At 65.3% G+C, this 15,207-nt stretch carries 12 protein-coding genes; 4 read left to right on the top strand and 8 right to left on the bottom strand.

The features are described 5' to 3' along the window. The first annotated feature begins 61 nt into the window (after nucleotides 1–61). Together L630_RS0101315 and L630_RS0101310 are read left to right on the top strand one after the other, a co-directional pair. Nucleotides 62–841 (top strand): GGDEF domain-containing protein, encoded by a 780-nt coding sequence (locus L630_RS0101315; protein WP_024846486.1) that lies wholly within the window; start codon nucleotides 62–64, stop codon nucleotides 839–841. Nucleotides 842–902: 61 nt separating this feature from the next. Then, nucleotides 903–1,808 carry a DMT family transporter gene (locus tag L630_RS0101310; RefSeq protein ID WP_024846485.1) on the top strand — a complete coding sequence of 302 codons (906 nt, stop codon included), beginning with the start codon at nucleotides 903–905 and terminating at the stop codon, nucleotides 1,806–1,808. Nucleotides 1,809–1,826: 18 nt separating this feature from the next. Here the strand turns inward: L630_RS0101310 and L630_RS0101305 are convergent, their stop codons facing one another. Both L630_RS0101305 and argB read right to left on the bottom strand, forming a co-directional pair. Beyond that, nucleotides 1,827–2,714, bottom strand: coding sequence for an SDR family NAD(P)-dependent oxidoreductase (locus tag L630_RS0101305; protein ID WP_024846484.1), 888 nt, complete (start codon nucleotides 2,712–2,714; stop codon nucleotides 1,827–1,829). Between the two features lie 28 nt (nucleotides 2,715–2,742). Next, on the bottom strand, nucleotides 2,743–3,639 hold the full coding sequence (argB, locus tag L630_RS0101300; RefSeq protein ID WP_024846483.1) for an acetylglutamate kinase: 897 nt from the start codon (nucleotides 3,637–3,639) through the stop codon (nucleotides 2,743–2,745). 136 nt (nucleotides 3,640–3,775) lie between these two features. Here argB and L630_RS0101295 point away from each other — a divergent pair, with 136 nt between their 5' ends. Continuing rightward, nucleotides 3,776–5,170 (top strand): MATE family efflux transporter, encoded by a 1,395-nt coding sequence (locus L630_RS0101295; protein WP_051473057.1) that lies wholly within the window; start codon nucleotides 3,776–3,778, stop codon nucleotides 5,168–5,170. Between the two features lie 339 nt (nucleotides 5,171–5,509). On the opposite strand, the gene L630_RS0101290 is transcribed toward L630_RS0101295, so the two are convergent. From L630_RS0101290 to L630_RS0101270, 5 genes are all read right to left on the bottom strand, one after another. Further along, on the bottom strand, nucleotides 5,510–6,433 hold the full coding sequence (locus tag L630_RS0101290) for a branched-chain amino acid ABC transporter permease (RefSeq protein ID WP_210246031.1): 924 nt from the start codon (nucleotides 6,431–6,433) through the stop codon (nucleotides 5,510–5,512). A 56-nt stretch (nucleotides 6,434–6,489) separates the two neighbouring features. Next, nucleotides 6,490–7,377, bottom strand: coding sequence for a branched-chain amino acid ABC transporter permease (locus L630_RS0101285; protein WP_024846480.1), 888 nt, complete (start codon nucleotides 7,375–7,377; stop codon nucleotides 6,490–6,492). 71 nt (nucleotides 7,378–7,448) lie between these two features. Further along, entirely contained in the window at nucleotides 7,449–8,648 is a 1,200-nt protein-coding gene (locus L630_RS0101280) for an ABC transporter substrate-binding protein (protein ID WP_024846479.1), read from the bottom strand. 44 nt (nucleotides 8,649–8,692) lie between these two features. Then, nucleotides 8,693–9,439: an ABC transporter ATP-binding protein gene (locus L630_RS0101275; protein ID WP_024846478.1), complete on the bottom strand. Its 747-nt coding sequence runs from the start codon at nucleotides 9,437–9,439 to the stop codon at nucleotides 8,693–8,695. Beyond that, on the bottom strand, nucleotides 9,432–10,187 hold the full coding sequence (locus L630_RS0101270) for an ABC transporter ATP-binding protein (RefSeq protein WP_024846477.1): 756 nt from the start codon (nucleotides 10,185–10,187) through the stop codon (nucleotides 9,432–9,434). The genes L630_RS0101275 and L630_RS0101270 overlap by 8 nt, the downstream gene beginning before the upstream one ends. 354 nt (nucleotides 10,188–10,541) lie before the next feature. Here L630_RS0101270 and L630_RS0101265 point away from each other — a divergent pair, with 354 nt between their 5' ends. Continuing rightward, nucleotides 10,542–11,912, top strand: a complete 1,371-nt coding sequence (locus L630_RS0101265; protein ID WP_024846476.1) for a cytochrome P450 — start codon at nucleotides 10,542–10,544, stop codon at nucleotides 11,910–11,912. Between the two features lie 583 nt (nucleotides 11,913–12,495). Here L630_RS0101265 and mutS read toward each other — a convergent pair. After that, complete coding sequence (gene mutS, locus L630_RS0101260; protein ID WP_084465672.1) at nucleotides 12,496–15,147, bottom strand: DNA mismatch repair protein MutS; 2,652 nt, start codon at nucleotides 15,145–15,147, stop codon at nucleotides 12,496–12,498. Between the last annotated feature and the right edge of the window lie 60 nt (nucleotides 15,148–15,207).

Here is a 15,207-nt window from a genome sequence, read left to right as displayed (position 1 = left end):
CGAAATCGGCGCGCAACAAGAATCTGGCATTCCGCTGGGGAAGTTCCCGAGAGTGCCGCCGATGTTTTCCCTGCTCGCCCGCGCAGCCATCTTTTCGATCATCGCGACGATGCTCGCTCTGTTCATGATCGTGCGGCTGATTCCGCTCGCGGGCGGCGAGGTCGATTTCAGCGCGGTTCCAGTCAAGATCTTTTGCCCGTTCGTGGTGATCTTCGCCGGCAGCGTCTATTTCCTGCTGCAGAAGCGCAAGCTTCGCCAGGCGATCTCGGACCTCACCTTTGTGCATGCGCAGCTTGCCGAGACGCATGCGGAGCTCGCCGCCGCCTACGCGCAGCTGGCGGAAAAGGCGCGCCACGACGAAATGACGGGCCTCCTCAACCGCGAGACCTTCTTCAAGGCATTCGGCAACACCCGCCGCCGCAGCGATACCGGCGCGCTGCTCATCGTCGACGCCGACAATTTCAAGTACATCAACGACACCCACGGCCATCAGCAGGGCGACGTCGCACTCCTCCTGATCGCCGACGCGATCCGCCGCTCGGTGCGCGAAAACGATATTGTCGGCCGCATTGGCGGCGAGGAATTCGCCGCCTTCCTGCCGGGCGCGAGCGTCGAGGATGCGATGCTGGTTGCCGAGCGCATGCGCATTGCCGTCGAGGAACTGCGGTTCCATCCGGGCGAGGGCAAATACCTGCCGCTGTCGGTCAGCATCGGCGCGACGCGGTTCCGCCCGAACGTGGCGCTGGCAGAGATGATGCGCGAGGCGGACATTCGCCTCTACGAGGCCAAGCGTCGGGGCCGCAATCGTGTCGTCTTCGATATCGTCCGCGAGGCTGCCTGAGCGACGAGGCTTGTCAGGAGAGCCTTAAAGCGCCTAAGTCGCTTCACCGACTGGGGGCGACATGGAACTCTGGATACCCATCACCATCGCCGCGGCCTTCCTGCAGAACCTGCGTTCGGCCGCGCAGAAGCACCTCAAGGCCGTCATGGGCACGACCGGGGCGACCTTTGTGCGCTTCGGCTTCGGTGTTCCGTTTGCCTGCCTCTATCTCTGGCTGCTCGCGACGGTCGGCGGCTATGATGTTCCATCGGCCAACGGCACCTTCCTGTTCTGGGTGGGCGTCGGCGCATTCGGCCAGATCGCGGCGACCTTCCTGCTCATTCACCTGTTCTCCTACCGCAACTTTGCGGTCGGCACTGCCTATTCGCGCACCGAGCCCGCGCAGGCAGCGCTGTTCGGGCTGATCTTCTTCGGCGAGACGATCACGGCGGGCGTTTTGTCCGCCATCGCCATCAGCGTCTTCGGCGTGATGCTGATCTCGGTCGCGCACATGGAAATGAGCTGGCGCAATCTCGTCGCCTCGGTGTTCGCTCGCAATTCGCTGATCGGCCTTGCTTCCGGCACCCTGTTCGGCATTTCGGCCGTTGCCTACCGCGCCGCCTCTCTGGCACTTGGCGGCCCGAACTTCGCGATGCAGGCGGCCGTCACGCTGGTGTGGACGATCTGCCTGCAGACGATCGTCATGGCCGGCTGGATGATGTGGAAGGACCGTGCCGAGATCGGCCGCATCGCGCGCGCCTGGAAGGTGTCGCTGTTCACCGGCTTTGTCGGCTCGACGGCCTCGTTCGGCTGGTTCATGGCGATGACGCTGCAGCAGTCCTCGATCGTCAAGGCGCTGGCGCAGATCGAGATGCTGTTCACCTTCGCGGCCTCGGTGTTTTTCTTCAAGGAGAAGATCAACCGCTACGAGACGGTCGGCTGCATCCTGATCGTGCTCGGAATCGTCGTGCTGGTGCTCACCCGCTAGGGCGGCGCTTGGCGAGGATCAATTCTTCGCCAGCCTTGCCGCCTCGGCCTTGGCGAGTTCGTGCTCGAGCTGTCGGAAGCCGGTGTCCGGCTCGAACTCGTTGTCGCGGTCCATGACCTCTTCCCAGCGCTCGACCAGCCGTTCGGCGACGTCCGGGCCGTCCTCGAGGAAAACGCCTTCGGTGAGCGTCACATGGGCGGTCTCGAAGCTGCCGCCGCCGGCAGCAAGCACCACGCGCGTCGGCGCGTCCTCGCGCACCAGCGCCAGTACCGCGGGGCTCACCCGGTGCGGCTCGAGCATTGCCAGCTGCTCCGGCGGGAACAGGTCGCCGACCATCCGCGTCGCGGCGGTGGGCGCAAGGCAGTTGACGCGGATGTTGTACTTGGCGCCTTCGAGCGCCAGCGTAAGCATCAGGCCCACCAGCCCCATCTTGGCGGCGGCGTAGTTCGCCTGGCCGAAATTACCGTAGAGGCCTGAGGACGACGTCGTCATGACGATGCGGCCATACTTGCGCTCGCGCATGTGGTCCCACACCGCCTTGCAGCAGTTGGCGGCGCCCATCACGTGCACGTCGAGGACCAGCCGGAAGTCGGCGAGATCCATCTTGGCGAAGCTCTTGTCGCGGATGATTCCGGCATTGTTGACGAGGATGTCGATCTGGCACCAGCGCTGCAGCGTCTCGGCGACCATCGCCTGCACGGCGTCGAAGTCGGTCACCGATGCGGCGAAGGGAAACGCCTCGCCCCCTGCCGCAATGATCTCGTCGACCACCTTCTGCGCCGGTTCGGCGTTCATGTCGTTGACGACGACCTTCGCGCCGCGTCGTCCCAGGAGCAGGGCATGTTCGCGTCCGAGGCCCGAGCCAGCGCCCGTGACGATTGCCACCCGCCCAGTCAGATCGATCATGCCATGCTCCTTGGAATGTTGTCCTTGCTTACGGAACGATCAGCGTTCCGGCGCCGTGCTCCGTGAACAGCTCGAGCAGGACGGAGTGCGGCGTCTTGCCGTTGAGGATGACGACGCCTTCGACCCCGCGCTCGATGGCCTCGATGCAGGTCTCGACCTTCGGGATCATGCCGCCCGAAATCGTGCCGTCGGCGATCAGCGCGCGCGCTTCCGCCACCGTCAGCTCGTCGATCAGCTTCTTGTCCTTGTCGAGGACGCCCGGAACGTCGGTGAGGAAGAGGAGACGCGAGGCGTTGAGCGCGCCTGCGATGGCGCCGGCAAAGGTGTCGGCATTGATGTTGTAGGTGTGGCCGTCGCGGCCCGGTGCCACCGGCGCGATCACCGGGATCATCTCGGAGCGGGCCAGCAGGTCGAGCAGCGTGCGGTCGACCTCGACCGGCTCGCCGACGAAGCCGAGATCAAGCACCCGCTCGATGTTGCTGTCGGGATCCTTCACGGTCTTCTGCGCCTTCTCGGCGAAGACCATGTTGCCGTCCTTGCCGCACAGGCCGATCGCCCATTCGCCCTCGGCGTTGATGAGCGCGACGATCTCCTTGTTGATCGAGCCGGCCAGCACCATCTCGACGATCTCGACCGTCTTCTGGTCGGTGACGCGCAGCCCGCCCTCGAACTTCGATTCGATGCCCATCTTGTTCAGCATGGCGCCGATCTGCGGGCCGCCGCCATGCACGACGATCGGGTTGACGCCGGACTGCTTTAGTAAGGCGATGTCGCGCGCAAAGGCGCGGCCGAGCTCAACATTGCCCATCGCATGACCGCCATATTTCACCACGACAGTCTTGTTCTCGTAACGCTGCATGTAGGGCAGCGCCGCCGAAAGAAGGCGGGCCTGCTCTTCGGCGGTGGCAAGCTGATCGGTCGTCATCAGAACCTCGGGCGTTTGGCGGGCAATTGCTGGACTGGGGTCTTAGCCCCAAATAAATCCCCCCGCAATTGCTTGCGCCAAGGAAGCATGCCGCCGTGGTGCTGGATTCGCCGTGGCAAAACGGTAATGACCACGGATGACCAGTCTTCCCGCTGATTCCGCGCCGGTGCGCACCGGCTCCTCATGGCTCGCCGAGGCAAGGGCGATGCTCGCGCTCGCCTGGCCGATGGTGCTGACCAATCTCGGCCAGACGGCGATGAACACCACCGACGTGATGATGATGGGCCGCCTCGGGCCCGAAGCGCTTGCCTCCGGCACGCTCGGCTCGAACCTCTATTTCGCGCCGATGATGTTCGGGCTTGGCCTGATCCTCGCGGTCTCGCCGATGGTCGCCTTCGAGATCGGCCGCAACCGCCATTCCGTGCGCGACGTGCGCCGCACGGTGCGTCAGGGGTTCTGGATCGCCTGCATGGTCGTCGTGCCGCTGTGGCTGTTCCTCTGGCACACGGAGGAAATCCTGCTCGCGATGGGGCAGGAGCCGGAGCTTGCGGCAGGCGCCGGCGTCTACATGCGTTCGATGCAGTGGTCGATCCTGCCCTTCTACGGCTTCATCGTGCTGCGCTCCTTCATCTCGGCGCTCGAGCGGCCCGGCTGGGCGCTCGTCATCGTCTTTGCCGCCGTGGGCTTCAATGCGCTGTCCAACTACTGCCTGATGTTCGGCAAGTTCGGCTTCCCGGCGCTCGGCCTGTTCGGCGCCGGCATCAGCACGACGCTGTCCGCCACGCTGATGTTTGCCGGCATGGCAATCGTGGTCACGCGCCATCGCGTCTTTCGCCGCTACCGCCTGTTCGGCCGCTTCTGGCGCCCCGACTGGCCGCGTTTCTGGGAAATGCTCAGGATCGGCCTGCCAATCGCCGGTATCCTCGTTTTCGAGGTCGCGGTGTTCGGTGCTTCCGGCCTGTTGATGGGCCTGATCGACACAACCTCGCTAGCCGCCCATGCCATCGCGCTGCAGATCGGCGCCATCACCTTCATGGTGCCGATGGGGCTTGGGCAGGCGGCAACCGTGCGTGTCGGCCGTTTCCATGGCGCCGGCGACCGCGAAAGCCTTGGCCGCGCCGGCTGGACCGCTCTTGCCATGGGCCTTGCCTTCATGGCGATGACGGCGATTGCCATGATCACCGTGCCGCGGCTCCTCATCATGGGCTTCATCGACATTTCCGATCCGGCCAATGCCCCCGTGGTCGCCAAGGCGATAACCTTCCTGTCGGTTGCGGCGGTGTTCCAGCTGGCCGACGGCGCGCAGGCGGTCGGCAGCGGCATGCTGCGCGGCCTGCGCGACACGCGCGTGCCGATGCTCTACGCCGCCATCGGCTACTGGGCGGTCGGCCTGCCGCTCGGCGCGGGCCTTGCCTTCTGGGGCGGCTTTGCCGGTGTCGGTATCTGGATCGGCCTCGCCACCGGCCTTGCCGTCGTCGGCGCCCTGCTGATCGGACGGTGGGTGAGGCGGGAGCGGCTGCTCGGGGCTTGATGTGATGCTCCCCTGCGCGCCGCTGAGGGGGGGAAGGGGTACGGGAGAAATAGATAGCCACTGATTGATGTTCATTCCCGGCGCGTCCGGTTCGGCGCCGCGGGCACACGGGACACATTCAGGCATGAATCCGCGGGTGAGGCCCGCGGATGACGAGGAGGAAATGCCGGGAAAACCTGGTGACGCCTCGGCTGCGCAACGGCGGCAATCTCGCGCTTACTTTCCAACTTCGTCATCGTCGGCCTTGAGCCGACGATCCATGCCGGAACTCCTCCGTTACACCAGCGAGCGACACGCCAGACGCAACGTCCCCTCGCGCCTGAAGCCCACAGGCGCCCATCACAGCGGCTTCTTCAGCCACCTTGCCAGCACGCCGACAACGCCCTCGCGGAACAGCAGCACGCAGATGACGAAGATGCAGCCCTGGATCACCGTCACCCATGCACCCATGGTGGCGAGGTAGTTCTGCATCGTCACGATCACCGCGGCGCCGACGATCGGCCCGAACACGGTGCCCATGCCGCCGATGAGCGTCATTAGCACCACCTCGCCCGACATCGACCAGTGCACGTCGGTGAGCGACGCCAGCTGGAACACGATCGCCTTGGTGGCGCCCGCGAGCCCCGCCAGCGTCGCCGACAGCACGAAGACGGCGAGCTTGTAGCGGTTGGTGCGGTAGCCGAGTGAGATCGCGCGCGGCTCGTTCTCGCGAATCGCCTTCAGCACCTGTCCGAATGGAGAGTGGATGATGCGGTAGATGAGCAGCAGCCCGCCGAGGAAGATCGCCAGCACCACGAAGTAAAGGCTGAAGTCGGATCGCAGGCTGAGGACGCCGAACAGGTTGCCGCGCGGCACAGCCTGGATGCCGTCTTCGCCGCCGGTGAATGGTGCCTGCAGCGAGAAGAAGAACACCATCTGCGCGAAGGCGAGCGTCACCATGGCGAAGTAGATGCCCTGCCGGCGGATCGCCAACGCGCCGAACACCGTGCCGAGGATCGCCGACGCCACGACGCCGGAGAGGATTGCCAGCTCCGGCGGAAAACCCCAGACCTTGGCCGCGTGGGCCGAAACGTAGGCCGCGCCGCCGAAATAGGCCGCGTGGCCGAAAGAGAGCAGGCCGCCATAGCCGAGCAGCAGGTTGAAGGCGCAGGCAAACAAGGCGAAGCACAGCACCTTCATCACGAAGACGGGGTAGAGCAGGAACGGCGCGACGAGGCCGGCTGCGAGCAGACCGATGAAGATCGCCGCATGGTGGGCTGGCATGCCGGCGCGCGCCTGCTGCCCGGCAATGCCGGATTGCGTTTCGATAGCCGCGGTCATCAGGCAGTCCTCCCGAACAGGCCGGCGGGTTTGACGAGCAGGACCACCGCCATGATGACGAAGATCGCCACTGACGATGCCTCCGGATAGAAGACCTTCGTCAGGCCCTCGATCAGACCGAGGCCGAAGCCCGTCACGATCGCGCCGAGGATGGAGCCCATGCCGCCGATCACGACGACGGCGAACACGACGATGATGAGGTCGGCGCCCATATTGGGGTTCACCGAGTAGATCGGTGCGGCGAGGACGCCGGCGAAGGCAGCGAGCGCGACGCCGAAGCCGTAGGTCAGCGTGATCATGCGCGGCACGTTGATGCCGAAGGCGCCAACCAGCGTCGGGTTCTCGGTGGCGGCGCGCAGATAGGCGCCGAGCCGCGTCTTCTCGATCACGAACCATGTCCCAAGGCAGACGACGAGCGAGGCGACCACGACCCAGCCGCGATAGTTCGGCAGGAACATGAAGCCGAGGTTCTGTCCGCCGGCAAGCTGGGGCGGGATCGCATAGGGCAGGCCGGAGATGCCGTACTGGTTGCGCAGCACGCCCTGGATGATCAGCGCCAGGCCGAAGGTGAGCAGCAGCCCGTAGAGATGGTCGAGGTGGTAGAGCCGCGAGATCAGCAGCCGCTCGATGATGATGCCGGTGATGCCAACGACGACCGGCACGATGAGGAGCGCCCACCAGTAGCCGATGCCAAGATAGGTCAGCAGCATCCAGGCAACGAAGGCACCCAGCATATACTGCGCGCCGTGCGTGAAGTTGATGATGTTGAGCAGGCCGAAGATCACTGCCAGCCCCAGCGACAGGATCGCATAGAAAGACCCGTTGATCAGACCGAGCAGCAGCTGCCCGAAGAGCGCCTGTGGCGGGATACCAAGTAGTTCGAACATAGATTCGTCCTGCCGGTTGATGCGGGAGAGGGCGCGCACCACGATGGCGCGGCGCGCGCGGTCTCAGGCTCTTACTGGACGAGCGGGCAGCCGCCGTCAGCGAGCGGGCGGAATGCCTTGTCGGCCGGGATGGTGGCGAGCTTCTCGTAATAGTCCCACTCTCCCTTGGAGTCGCCCGGCGCCTTGACCTTGAACAGGTACATGTCGTGCACCTTGCGGCCGTCTGCGCGGATCTCGCCCTTGCCGAACAGCGGATCGTCCGTCGGCAATTCCTTCATCTTGGCGATGACGGTGTCCGCATCAGCCGACTTTGCCGCCTCGACCGCCTTCAGGTAGTGCAGCACGCCGGCATAGACGCCGGCCTGCACCATTGTCGGCTTGTCGCCGTCCTTCTCCTGGAAGCGTGCGGACCATTCGCGGGTGCTGTCGTTGAGATCCCAGTAGAAGCTCTCGGTCAGCACCAGGCCCTGCGCCGTCTCAAGGCCGAGCGCGTGCACGTCGGTGAGGAAGATCAGCAGGCCGGCCAGCGCCTGGCCGCCCTGGGTGATCCCGAACTCGGCCGCCTGCTTGATCGAGTTGATGGTGTCGCCGCCGGCGTTCGCGAGGCCGATCACCTTGGCGCCGGACGACTGCGCCTGCAGCAGGAACGAGGAGAAGTCCGTGCCGGGGAACGGGTGGCGCACCGAGCCGACCACTGAGCCGCCGGAGGCTTCCACCACCGCGGTGGTGTCGCGTTCGAGCGCATGGCCGAAGGCGTAGTCGGCCGTCAGGAAGAACCAGCTGTCACCGCCGTTCTCCACCATCGCCGAGCCGGTGCCGTGGGCGAGAGCCCAGGTGTCGTAGGTCCAGTGGACGGTGTGCGGCGAGCAGGCAGGGCCGGTGAGGTCGGATGCCGCCGCACCCGAATTGATGAAGACGGCGTTGGCTTCACGCAGCACTTCGTTGACCGCGAGCGCTGCCGAGGAAGTCGGTACGTCGACGATCGCCGTCACGCCTTCCTGGTCGACCCACTGGCGCGAGATGGTGGAGGCAACGTCCGGCTTGTTCTGGTGGTCTGCCGAGACGATCTCAACCTTGATGCCCTTGTCCGCGGCGCCGAAATCGTCGACCGCCATCTGCGCGGCGATCACGGATCCTTCGCCGGCGAGGTCGGCATAGACGCCCGAGCGGTCGTTCAGCACGCCGATCTTGACGGAGATGTCCTGCGCCAGCGCGCTCGACGCCATAAGCGAGGCAGCGAGGGATGCCAGCAGAATTCCAGTCTTCCTCATGTCAGTCTCCTCCGATTGCGGCGCATTTTGCGCCATTGCTCCCCCTACACGCCGAGATAGGCGTGCAGTTTTTCGAGATTGGCCTCGAGCTCGTTATTGGCGATTTCGTCGATGACGCGACCCTGCTCCACCACGTAGTGACGGTCGGCAACCGTCGAGGCGAAGCGGAAATTCTGTTCGACGAGGACGATGGTGAAGCCCTCGTTCTTCAGCCGCGCGATGGTGCGGCCGATCTGCTGGATGATGACGGGCGCGAGCCCTTCGGTAGGCTCGTCGAGCAGCAGCATCTTGGCGCCGGTGCGCAGGATGCGCCCGATCGCCAGCATCTGCTGCTCGCCGCCCGAAAGCTTGGTTCCCTGGCTCGACAGGCGTTCCTTGAGGTTCGGGAACAGCTCGAAGATTTGCTCAACCGTCATGCCGCCTGGCTTCACCTGCGGCGGCAGCATCAGGTTCTCCTCGACCGAGAGCGAGGAGAAGATGCCGCGTTCCTCCGGGCAGAAGGCGATACCCTCGCGCGCCACATAGCGCGCCGGCACATGCATCAGCTCCTTGCCCTGGAAGACGACCGAGCCCTTGCGTTTGGGCAGGATGCCCATGACGGACTTCAGCGTCGTCGTCTTGCCCGCGCCGTTGCGACCAAGCAGCGTCACCACCTCGCCCGGATAGACGTCAAAACTGACGCCATGCAGCACGTGGCTTTCGCCGTACCAGGCTTCGAGGTTGCGGACGGACAGCAGCGGATCGCGCGCGGGACTGGTTTGCGCGCGGGGTGCGGTGGCAGCCTCAGCCATGGCCAGCTCCAATGTAGGCCTCGACGACGCGTGGATCCTTCGAGACAGTTGCGTAGTCGCCCTCGGCGAGCACCTTGCCGCGCGCCAGCACCGTGATGGTGTCGGAAAGCGAGGCGACGACCGAAAGATTGTGCTCGACCATCAGGATGGTGCGGTCGGCGGAGATGCGCTTGATGAGCGCGGCGATGCGGTCGACATCTTCATGGCCCATGCCGGCCATCGGCTCGTCCAGCAGAAGCATTTCCGGGTCGAGCGCCAGCGTGGTTGCAATTTCCAGCGCGCGCTTGCGTCCATAGGGCAGGTCGCCGGCAAGCGTCGTCTCGAACTGGGCGAGGCCGACGTCGGCGAGCAGCTCCCGCGCCCGGTCGTCGAACTGCGACAGCACCTTTTGCGAGCGCCAGAAGTCGAAGGAGTCGCCGCGCTGGCGCTGCAGCGCGATGCGCACGTTCTCGAGCGCGGTGAGGTGCGGGAAGACGGCGGAGATCTGGAACGAGCGGACGAGGCCGAGCCGGGCGATGTCTGCCGGCGACATCGCGGTGATGTCCTGGCCCTTGTAGGTGATGCGCCCGCGCGTCGGCGACAGGAACTTGGTGAGCAGGTTGAAGCAGGTGGTTTTGCCAGCCCCGTTCGGGCCGATCAGGGCGTGGATCTGCCCCTTTCTTACGTTCAGGCTGACGCCCTCGACGGCGTAGAAACCCTTGAATTCCTTGGTCAGGTCTTCCGCGGCCAGAATGACGCCGTCCTGCATGCGTACCTCACACCCGGGCGATCGCGCGCAGCGCGTCGCAATTGTTGCCGTGTGCCTCCTCCCAGAGGCTTTTGGTCATTCCCCCTGGCCGCGCGATCTGCTGTCACGCGTTCCATCTTTGAAAATGCACAAAGGAAAACGCAAAGCAAGAAAACAGTTACTCAAAATCGTTTCTTCCGCGCCGGAAGCGAAAATCAGGAGCTTCGCAAAAATACACGCGTTAATTAAATTCGGAATTTATGTCAGCACTTCTGACCGAACTTCGAGAGTTCTCGCGAGTTATTTGACACGGACTCCGTAGCCGTTTCCCGCTGTCCGATTGAACCCGCTCGAGCCCTTGCCTAGGTAGGAAAGATGGACATCAAGCCGACACCGTTCGTCCCGCCCGCGCCCAAGCCGCGAACCCGTCCGCCGACGACGCTGGAGCTGATGCGGATCGTCTACCGCAACCCGCTCGAGCTGTGGGGCGAGCCTTCTTACAACGAACCGTGGATCTCGATCGGAACCGGCGTCGGCGGCCCGCTGCTGATCGCCAACGATCCGGCGCTGATCCGCCACATCCTCGTCGACAACGCGAAGAACTACCGCATGGCGCGCGTGCGCCAGAAGATCCTGCGCCCGATCCTGCATGACGGCCTGCTCACCGCCGAAGGCGAGGTCTGGCGCCGCTCGCGCAAGGCGATGGCGCCGGTTTTCACCCCGCGCCACATCGAGGGCTTCGCCGGGCCGATGCTGCGCATCGCCGAAAAATTCGCCGGGCGCTACCACGACGGCATGGTCACCGATGTCGCCCGCGACATGACCATGCTGACCTATGACATCCTCGCCGAGACGCTGTTTTCCGGCGAGGTTTCCGGCAACCCCGACGATTTTGCCCACCAGGTCGACCATCTCTTCGAGACGATGGGCCGCGTCGACCCGCTCGACCTCATCGGCGCGCCGGACTGGATCCCTCGCATCACCCGTATTCGCGGCCGCAAGACCATGGCGTTCTTCCGCAAGCTGGTCGCCGACACCATGCAGATGCGCAAGGACAAGCTTGCCCGCGACCCCGATGGCTCGCCGAACGACTTCCTGACCCTGCTCCTCAAGGCCGAGGGTCCGGACGGCTTGAAGGCCAGCGAGATCGAGGACAACATCATCACCTTCATCGGCGCCGGCCACGAGACCACCGCGCGTGCGCTCGGCTGGACGCTCTATTGCCTTGCCGAGGCGCCGTGGGAGCGTGACCGTGTCGAGGCCGAGATCGACGAGGTCATCGCCTCGACGCCGGACCCGTATGAGTGGCTCGGCAAGATGCCCTATACTCGCGCTGCCTTTGAGGAAGCGATGCGGCTCTACCCACCGGCGGCTTCCATCAGCCGCGAGGTCATTCAGCCCGAGCGCTGGCGCGACCTCGACATCATCGCCGGCGCGCAGATCCAGATCATGCCGTGGACGATCCACCGCCACCGCAAGCTCTGGGATAATCCCGAGGCGTTCCTGCCCGAGCGCTTCCATCCCGGCAACCGCGAGAAGATCGACCGATACCAGTATCTCCCGTTCGGCGCCGGCCCGCGCATCTGCATCGGAGCGGCGTTCGCGATGCAGGAGGCCATCATTGCGCTTGGCGTCCTCATGTCCCGCTTCCGCTTCGACACCACGCCGCAGACGAAGCCCTGGCCGGTGCAAAAACTCACCACCCAGCCGCAAGGCGGCCTGCCAATGCGGGTGACGCGGAGGTGAGGGGGTAGGGGCTTAGGGGAGTAGGGACTTAGGGGAGGTAGGTAGCTAGATAGCTAGTAGTTAGGCAGATTTGCCCCTCATCGCCCACCCGGGCACTTCTCAGCGTAAAGGGGGAAAAGGCCGCTGTTCCACGGCTTTCGCCAATCGTTGATGCGGGGATCAGGAAGCAGAAAGTTATGAGCAACCAATGGCCTAGATGGCTATCGCTCCTCTCCCCGTTGCGGGGAGAGGATGCCGGCAGGCAGGTGAGGGGCAAGGCCGTCGGTTCAAGTTCAGCGCGACTTCGCCGGCAGGCAGGTGAGGGCAGCGCCGGCTTCCGGAAGGGGGCGTGCTGCCCCTCATCCGCCCTCCGGGCACCTTCTCCCCGCAAGCGGGGAGAAGGGAGGAAGGCGCTTTTGCAGAGTGCTTCCACGGCTGGGGAACGAGCGCCTCAGTCCGCGTCCATCTTTAGTTATGAACAAGGGTGGGGATGGTGATGCAGAATGGTCTCACCTCGCTCCTCTCCCCGTTCACGGGGAGAGGATGCCGGCAGGCAGGTGAGGGGCAGCGCGAGGTTTCAGAACCCGCTCCGGCGCCCAAAACCTCACTTCTTCGCCGCCAGTTCCTTCAGCCGGTACAGCGCTTCCAGCGCCTCGCGCGGCGTCATGTCGTCCGGCTGCAGCCCGGCGACGGCTTCCGTCAGCGCATCGTTCGCTTTTGGCGCGGCGGCTTCGCGTTTGGCGGCAACCGAGAACAGCGGCAGGTCGTCAACCAGCCGGTCGGCTTTGCCGGACGTCTCACCTTCCTCAAGCTGGTGCAGCACCTCGCGCGCGCGTTCGACCACCGCCTCGGGCAGGCCCGCCAGCCGTGCCACCTGCACGCCATAGGATCGGTCGGCCGCGCCCATGCCGACCTCGTGCAGGAAGACGACGTCGCCTTCCCACTCCTTCACCCGCATCGTCACATTGTGCAGGCGCGGCAGCTTGCCGGCGAGCGCGGTGATCTCATGGAAGTGGGTGGCGAAGATCGCGCGGCAGCGGTTCTTTTCGTGAAGGTATTCCACCGCCGCCCAGGCGATCGACAGGCCGTCGAAGGTCGAGGTTCCGCGGCCGATCTCGTCGAGGATCACCAGCGAGCGCTCGCCCGCCTGGTTGAGGATCGCCGCCGTCTCGACCATCTCGACCATGAAGGTCGAGCGGCCGCGTGCAAGGTCGTCCGAGGCGCCGACGCGCGAGAACAGCCGGTCGACAACGCCGATATGGGCGCTGGTCGCCGGCACGAACGAGCCCATCTGCGCGAGAATCGCGATCAGTGCGTTCTGGCGCAGGAAGGTCGACTTACCGCCCATGTTCGGGCCGGTCAGCAGCCAGATGGCACCGTATTTGCCGCCGTCCTCGGGCGAAAGATTGCTGTCATTGGCCACGAACGGGTCGCCCAGCTGGCGCCGCAGCGCCTGCTCGACCACCGGATGGCGACCGCCCTCGATGCGGAAGGCAAGGCTGTCATCGACGCGCGGTCGGCAATAGTTCTCGCTGGTCGCCAGCACAGCGAGCGCGGCCGAGACGTCCAGTTCCGCCAGCGCCGCCGCGCCCGCGCGGATCGCCTCGGCATGCGAGACGACTTCGGCGAGCAGCGTGTCGAACACTGAAAGCTCGATCTGCAGCGCCCGGTCGGCGGCGTTGGCGATCTTCGTCTCAAGACCCGCCAGCTCCGTCGTGGTGAAGCGCATCGCATTCGCCATGGTCTGGCGATGGATGAAGCGCGCCTTGGCGGCATCCGTGCCCGTCAGGGCTTCGGCATTGTTGGCCGTCACCTCGATATAGTAGCCGAGCACGTTGTTGTGGCGGATCTTCAGCGACCGGATGCCGGTCTCCTCGATCAGCTCGCGCTCCATCTCAGCGATGACGCGGCGCGACTGGTCACGCAGCGCCCGCATCTCGTCGAGCTCGTCATGATAGCCCTCGCGCACGAAGCCGCCGTCGCGCTTCAGGAGCGGCATTTCCTCGGCAAGGGCGCGGTTGAGGTGGTCGCGCAGGCTTTCCGGCAGCGCCCGCAGCTCCTCGCAGCATTTCGTCAGCCGCTCCGGCAGCATGGCCGAGGAGAGCAGCTCTGCCACCTGCCGCGCCGCGTCGATGCCGGTGCGCAGCGCGCCGAGGTCGCGCGGCCCGCCGCGGTTGAGCGCAAGGCGCGACAGCGCGCGCGGCATGTCCGGCGCGCCCTTTAGCAGTGCGCGCAGACCCTCGCACAGCCGCGTCTCCGACTGCAGGAATGAGACGCAGTCGAGCCGCGCCTCGATCTCGGCCGGGTTGGTGAGCGGGGCGGTGAGCCGCTCGGCTAAGAGCCGCGCGCCGCCGCCGGTGACCGTGCGGTCGATCGCCTTCAGAAGCGAGCCGTCGCGGTTGCCCGACAGTGTGCGTACGAGTTCCAGGTTCGCGCGCGTCGCCGCGTCGATGAACAAGGTCGCGGCGTTCTCCTCACGTTCGGGCCGCGCCAGCGGCGGACGCTCGGAGATCTGCGTCTTCTCGACATAGGCGATCGCCGCCGAAATCGCCGATAGCTCGGCGCGGCTGAACTGGCCGAAACTCTCCGGCGTCGCGACATTGTAGAAACGGGCGATGCGGCTGGTGGCCGCCGCCGAATCGAACAGCACCGCCGGGTGCGGGCTGGCGACCCGCCCGAGCACGTCGAACACCGGCTTCAGCTCCGGATCATGGAACACGGGCTCGGCGACGACCACCTCGCGCGGGTCGACGCGCAAAATATCGGCGAGCAGCCGGTCGGCGGCCGATTCCGCCACCTTGAAGGCGCCGGTCGAGATGTCGATCCAGGCGAGCGCGTAAGCGTGTTCGGTCGTGCCGCGCACGCGGCCAATCGCCATCAGGTAGTTTGCCTCGCCGGGCGCAAGCAGCTTTTCCTCGGTGATAGTGCCGGGCGTGACGAGGCGCACCACGTCGCGCTTCACCACCGCTTTGTAGCCGCGCTTTTTCGCTTCCGCCGGATCTTCCATCTGCTCGCAGACGGCGACGCGGTAGCCCTGCGCGATCAGCTTTTCGAGATAGTCGTCTGCCGAGTGCACCGGCACGCCGCACATGGCGATGTCCTCGCCCTGATGCTTGCCGCGCTTGGTGAGCGCGATGCCCAGTGCCCGGCTGGCGATTTCCGCGTCCTGGAAGAACAGCTCGTAGAAATCGCCCATCCGGTAGAACAAGAGCGAATCAGGATTCGCGAGCTTGATCTCGATGTACTGCTCCATCATCGGCGTCGCGCCTTCGGCGGACAGCTGGAGCGTGGAAGCGGGGTTGATTGGCGTCTGCTG

The organism is Aminobacter sp. J41 (assembly GCF_000526635.1).
Taxonomy (GTDB): Bacteria; Pseudomonadota; Alphaproteobacteria; order Rhizobiales; family Rhizobiaceae; genus Aerobium.
Note: the sequence above shows the minus strand (reverse complement) of the source record. Positions and strands in the feature narration are given on the sequence as shown.

What these genes read in the sequence shown, in the direction of transcription:
- L630_RS0101315 (WP_024846486.1), top strand. Translation starts at nt 62, where the DNA reads ATGTTTTCCCTGCTCGCCCGCGCAGCCATCTTTTCGATCATCGCGACG.
- L630_RS0101310 (WP_024846485.1), top strand. Translation starts at nt 903, where the DNA reads ATGGAACTCTGGATACCCATCACCATCGCCGCGGCCTTCCTGCAGAAC.
- L630_RS0101305 (WP_024846484.1), bottom strand. Translation starts at nt 2,714, where the DNA reads ATGATCGATCTGACTGGGCGGGTGGCAATCGTCACGGGCGCTGGCTCG.
- argB (WP_024846483.1), bottom strand. Translation starts at nt 3,639, where the DNA reads ATGACGACCGATCAGCTTGCCACCGCCGAAGAGCAGGCCCGCCTTCTT.
- L630_RS0101295 (WP_051473057.1), top strand. Translation starts at nt 3,776, where the DNA reads ATGACCAGTCTTCCCGCTGATTCCGCGCCGGTGCGCACCGGCTCCTCA.
- L630_RS0101290 (WP_210246031.1), bottom strand. Translation starts at nt 6,433, where the DNA reads ATGCCAGCCCACCATGCGGCGATCTTCATCGGTCTGCTCGCAGCCGGC.
- L630_RS0101285 (WP_024846480.1), bottom strand. Translation starts at nt 7,377, where the DNA reads ATGTTCGAACTACTTGGTATCCCGCCACAGGCGCTCTTCGGGCAGCTG.
- L630_RS0101280 (WP_024846479.1), bottom strand. Translation starts at nt 8,648, where the DNA reads ATGAGGAAGACTGGAATTCTGCTGGCATCCCTCGCTGCCTCGCTTATG.
- L630_RS0101275 (WP_024846478.1), bottom strand. Translation starts at nt 9,439, where the DNA reads ATGGCTGAGGCTGCCACCGCACCCCGCGCGCAAACCAGTCCCGCGCGC.
- L630_RS0101270 (WP_024846477.1), bottom strand. Translation starts at nt 10,187, where the DNA reads ATGCAGGACGGCGTCATTCTGGCCGCGGAAGACCTGACCAAGGAATTC.
- L630_RS0101265 (WP_024846476.1), top strand. Translation starts at nt 10,542, where the DNA reads ATGGACATCAAGCCGACACCGTTCGTCCCGCCCGCGCCCAAGCCGCGA.
- mutS (WP_084465672.1), bottom strand. Translation starts at nt 15,147, where the DNA reads ATGATGGAGCAGTACATCGAGATCAAGCTCGCGAATCCTGATTCGCTC.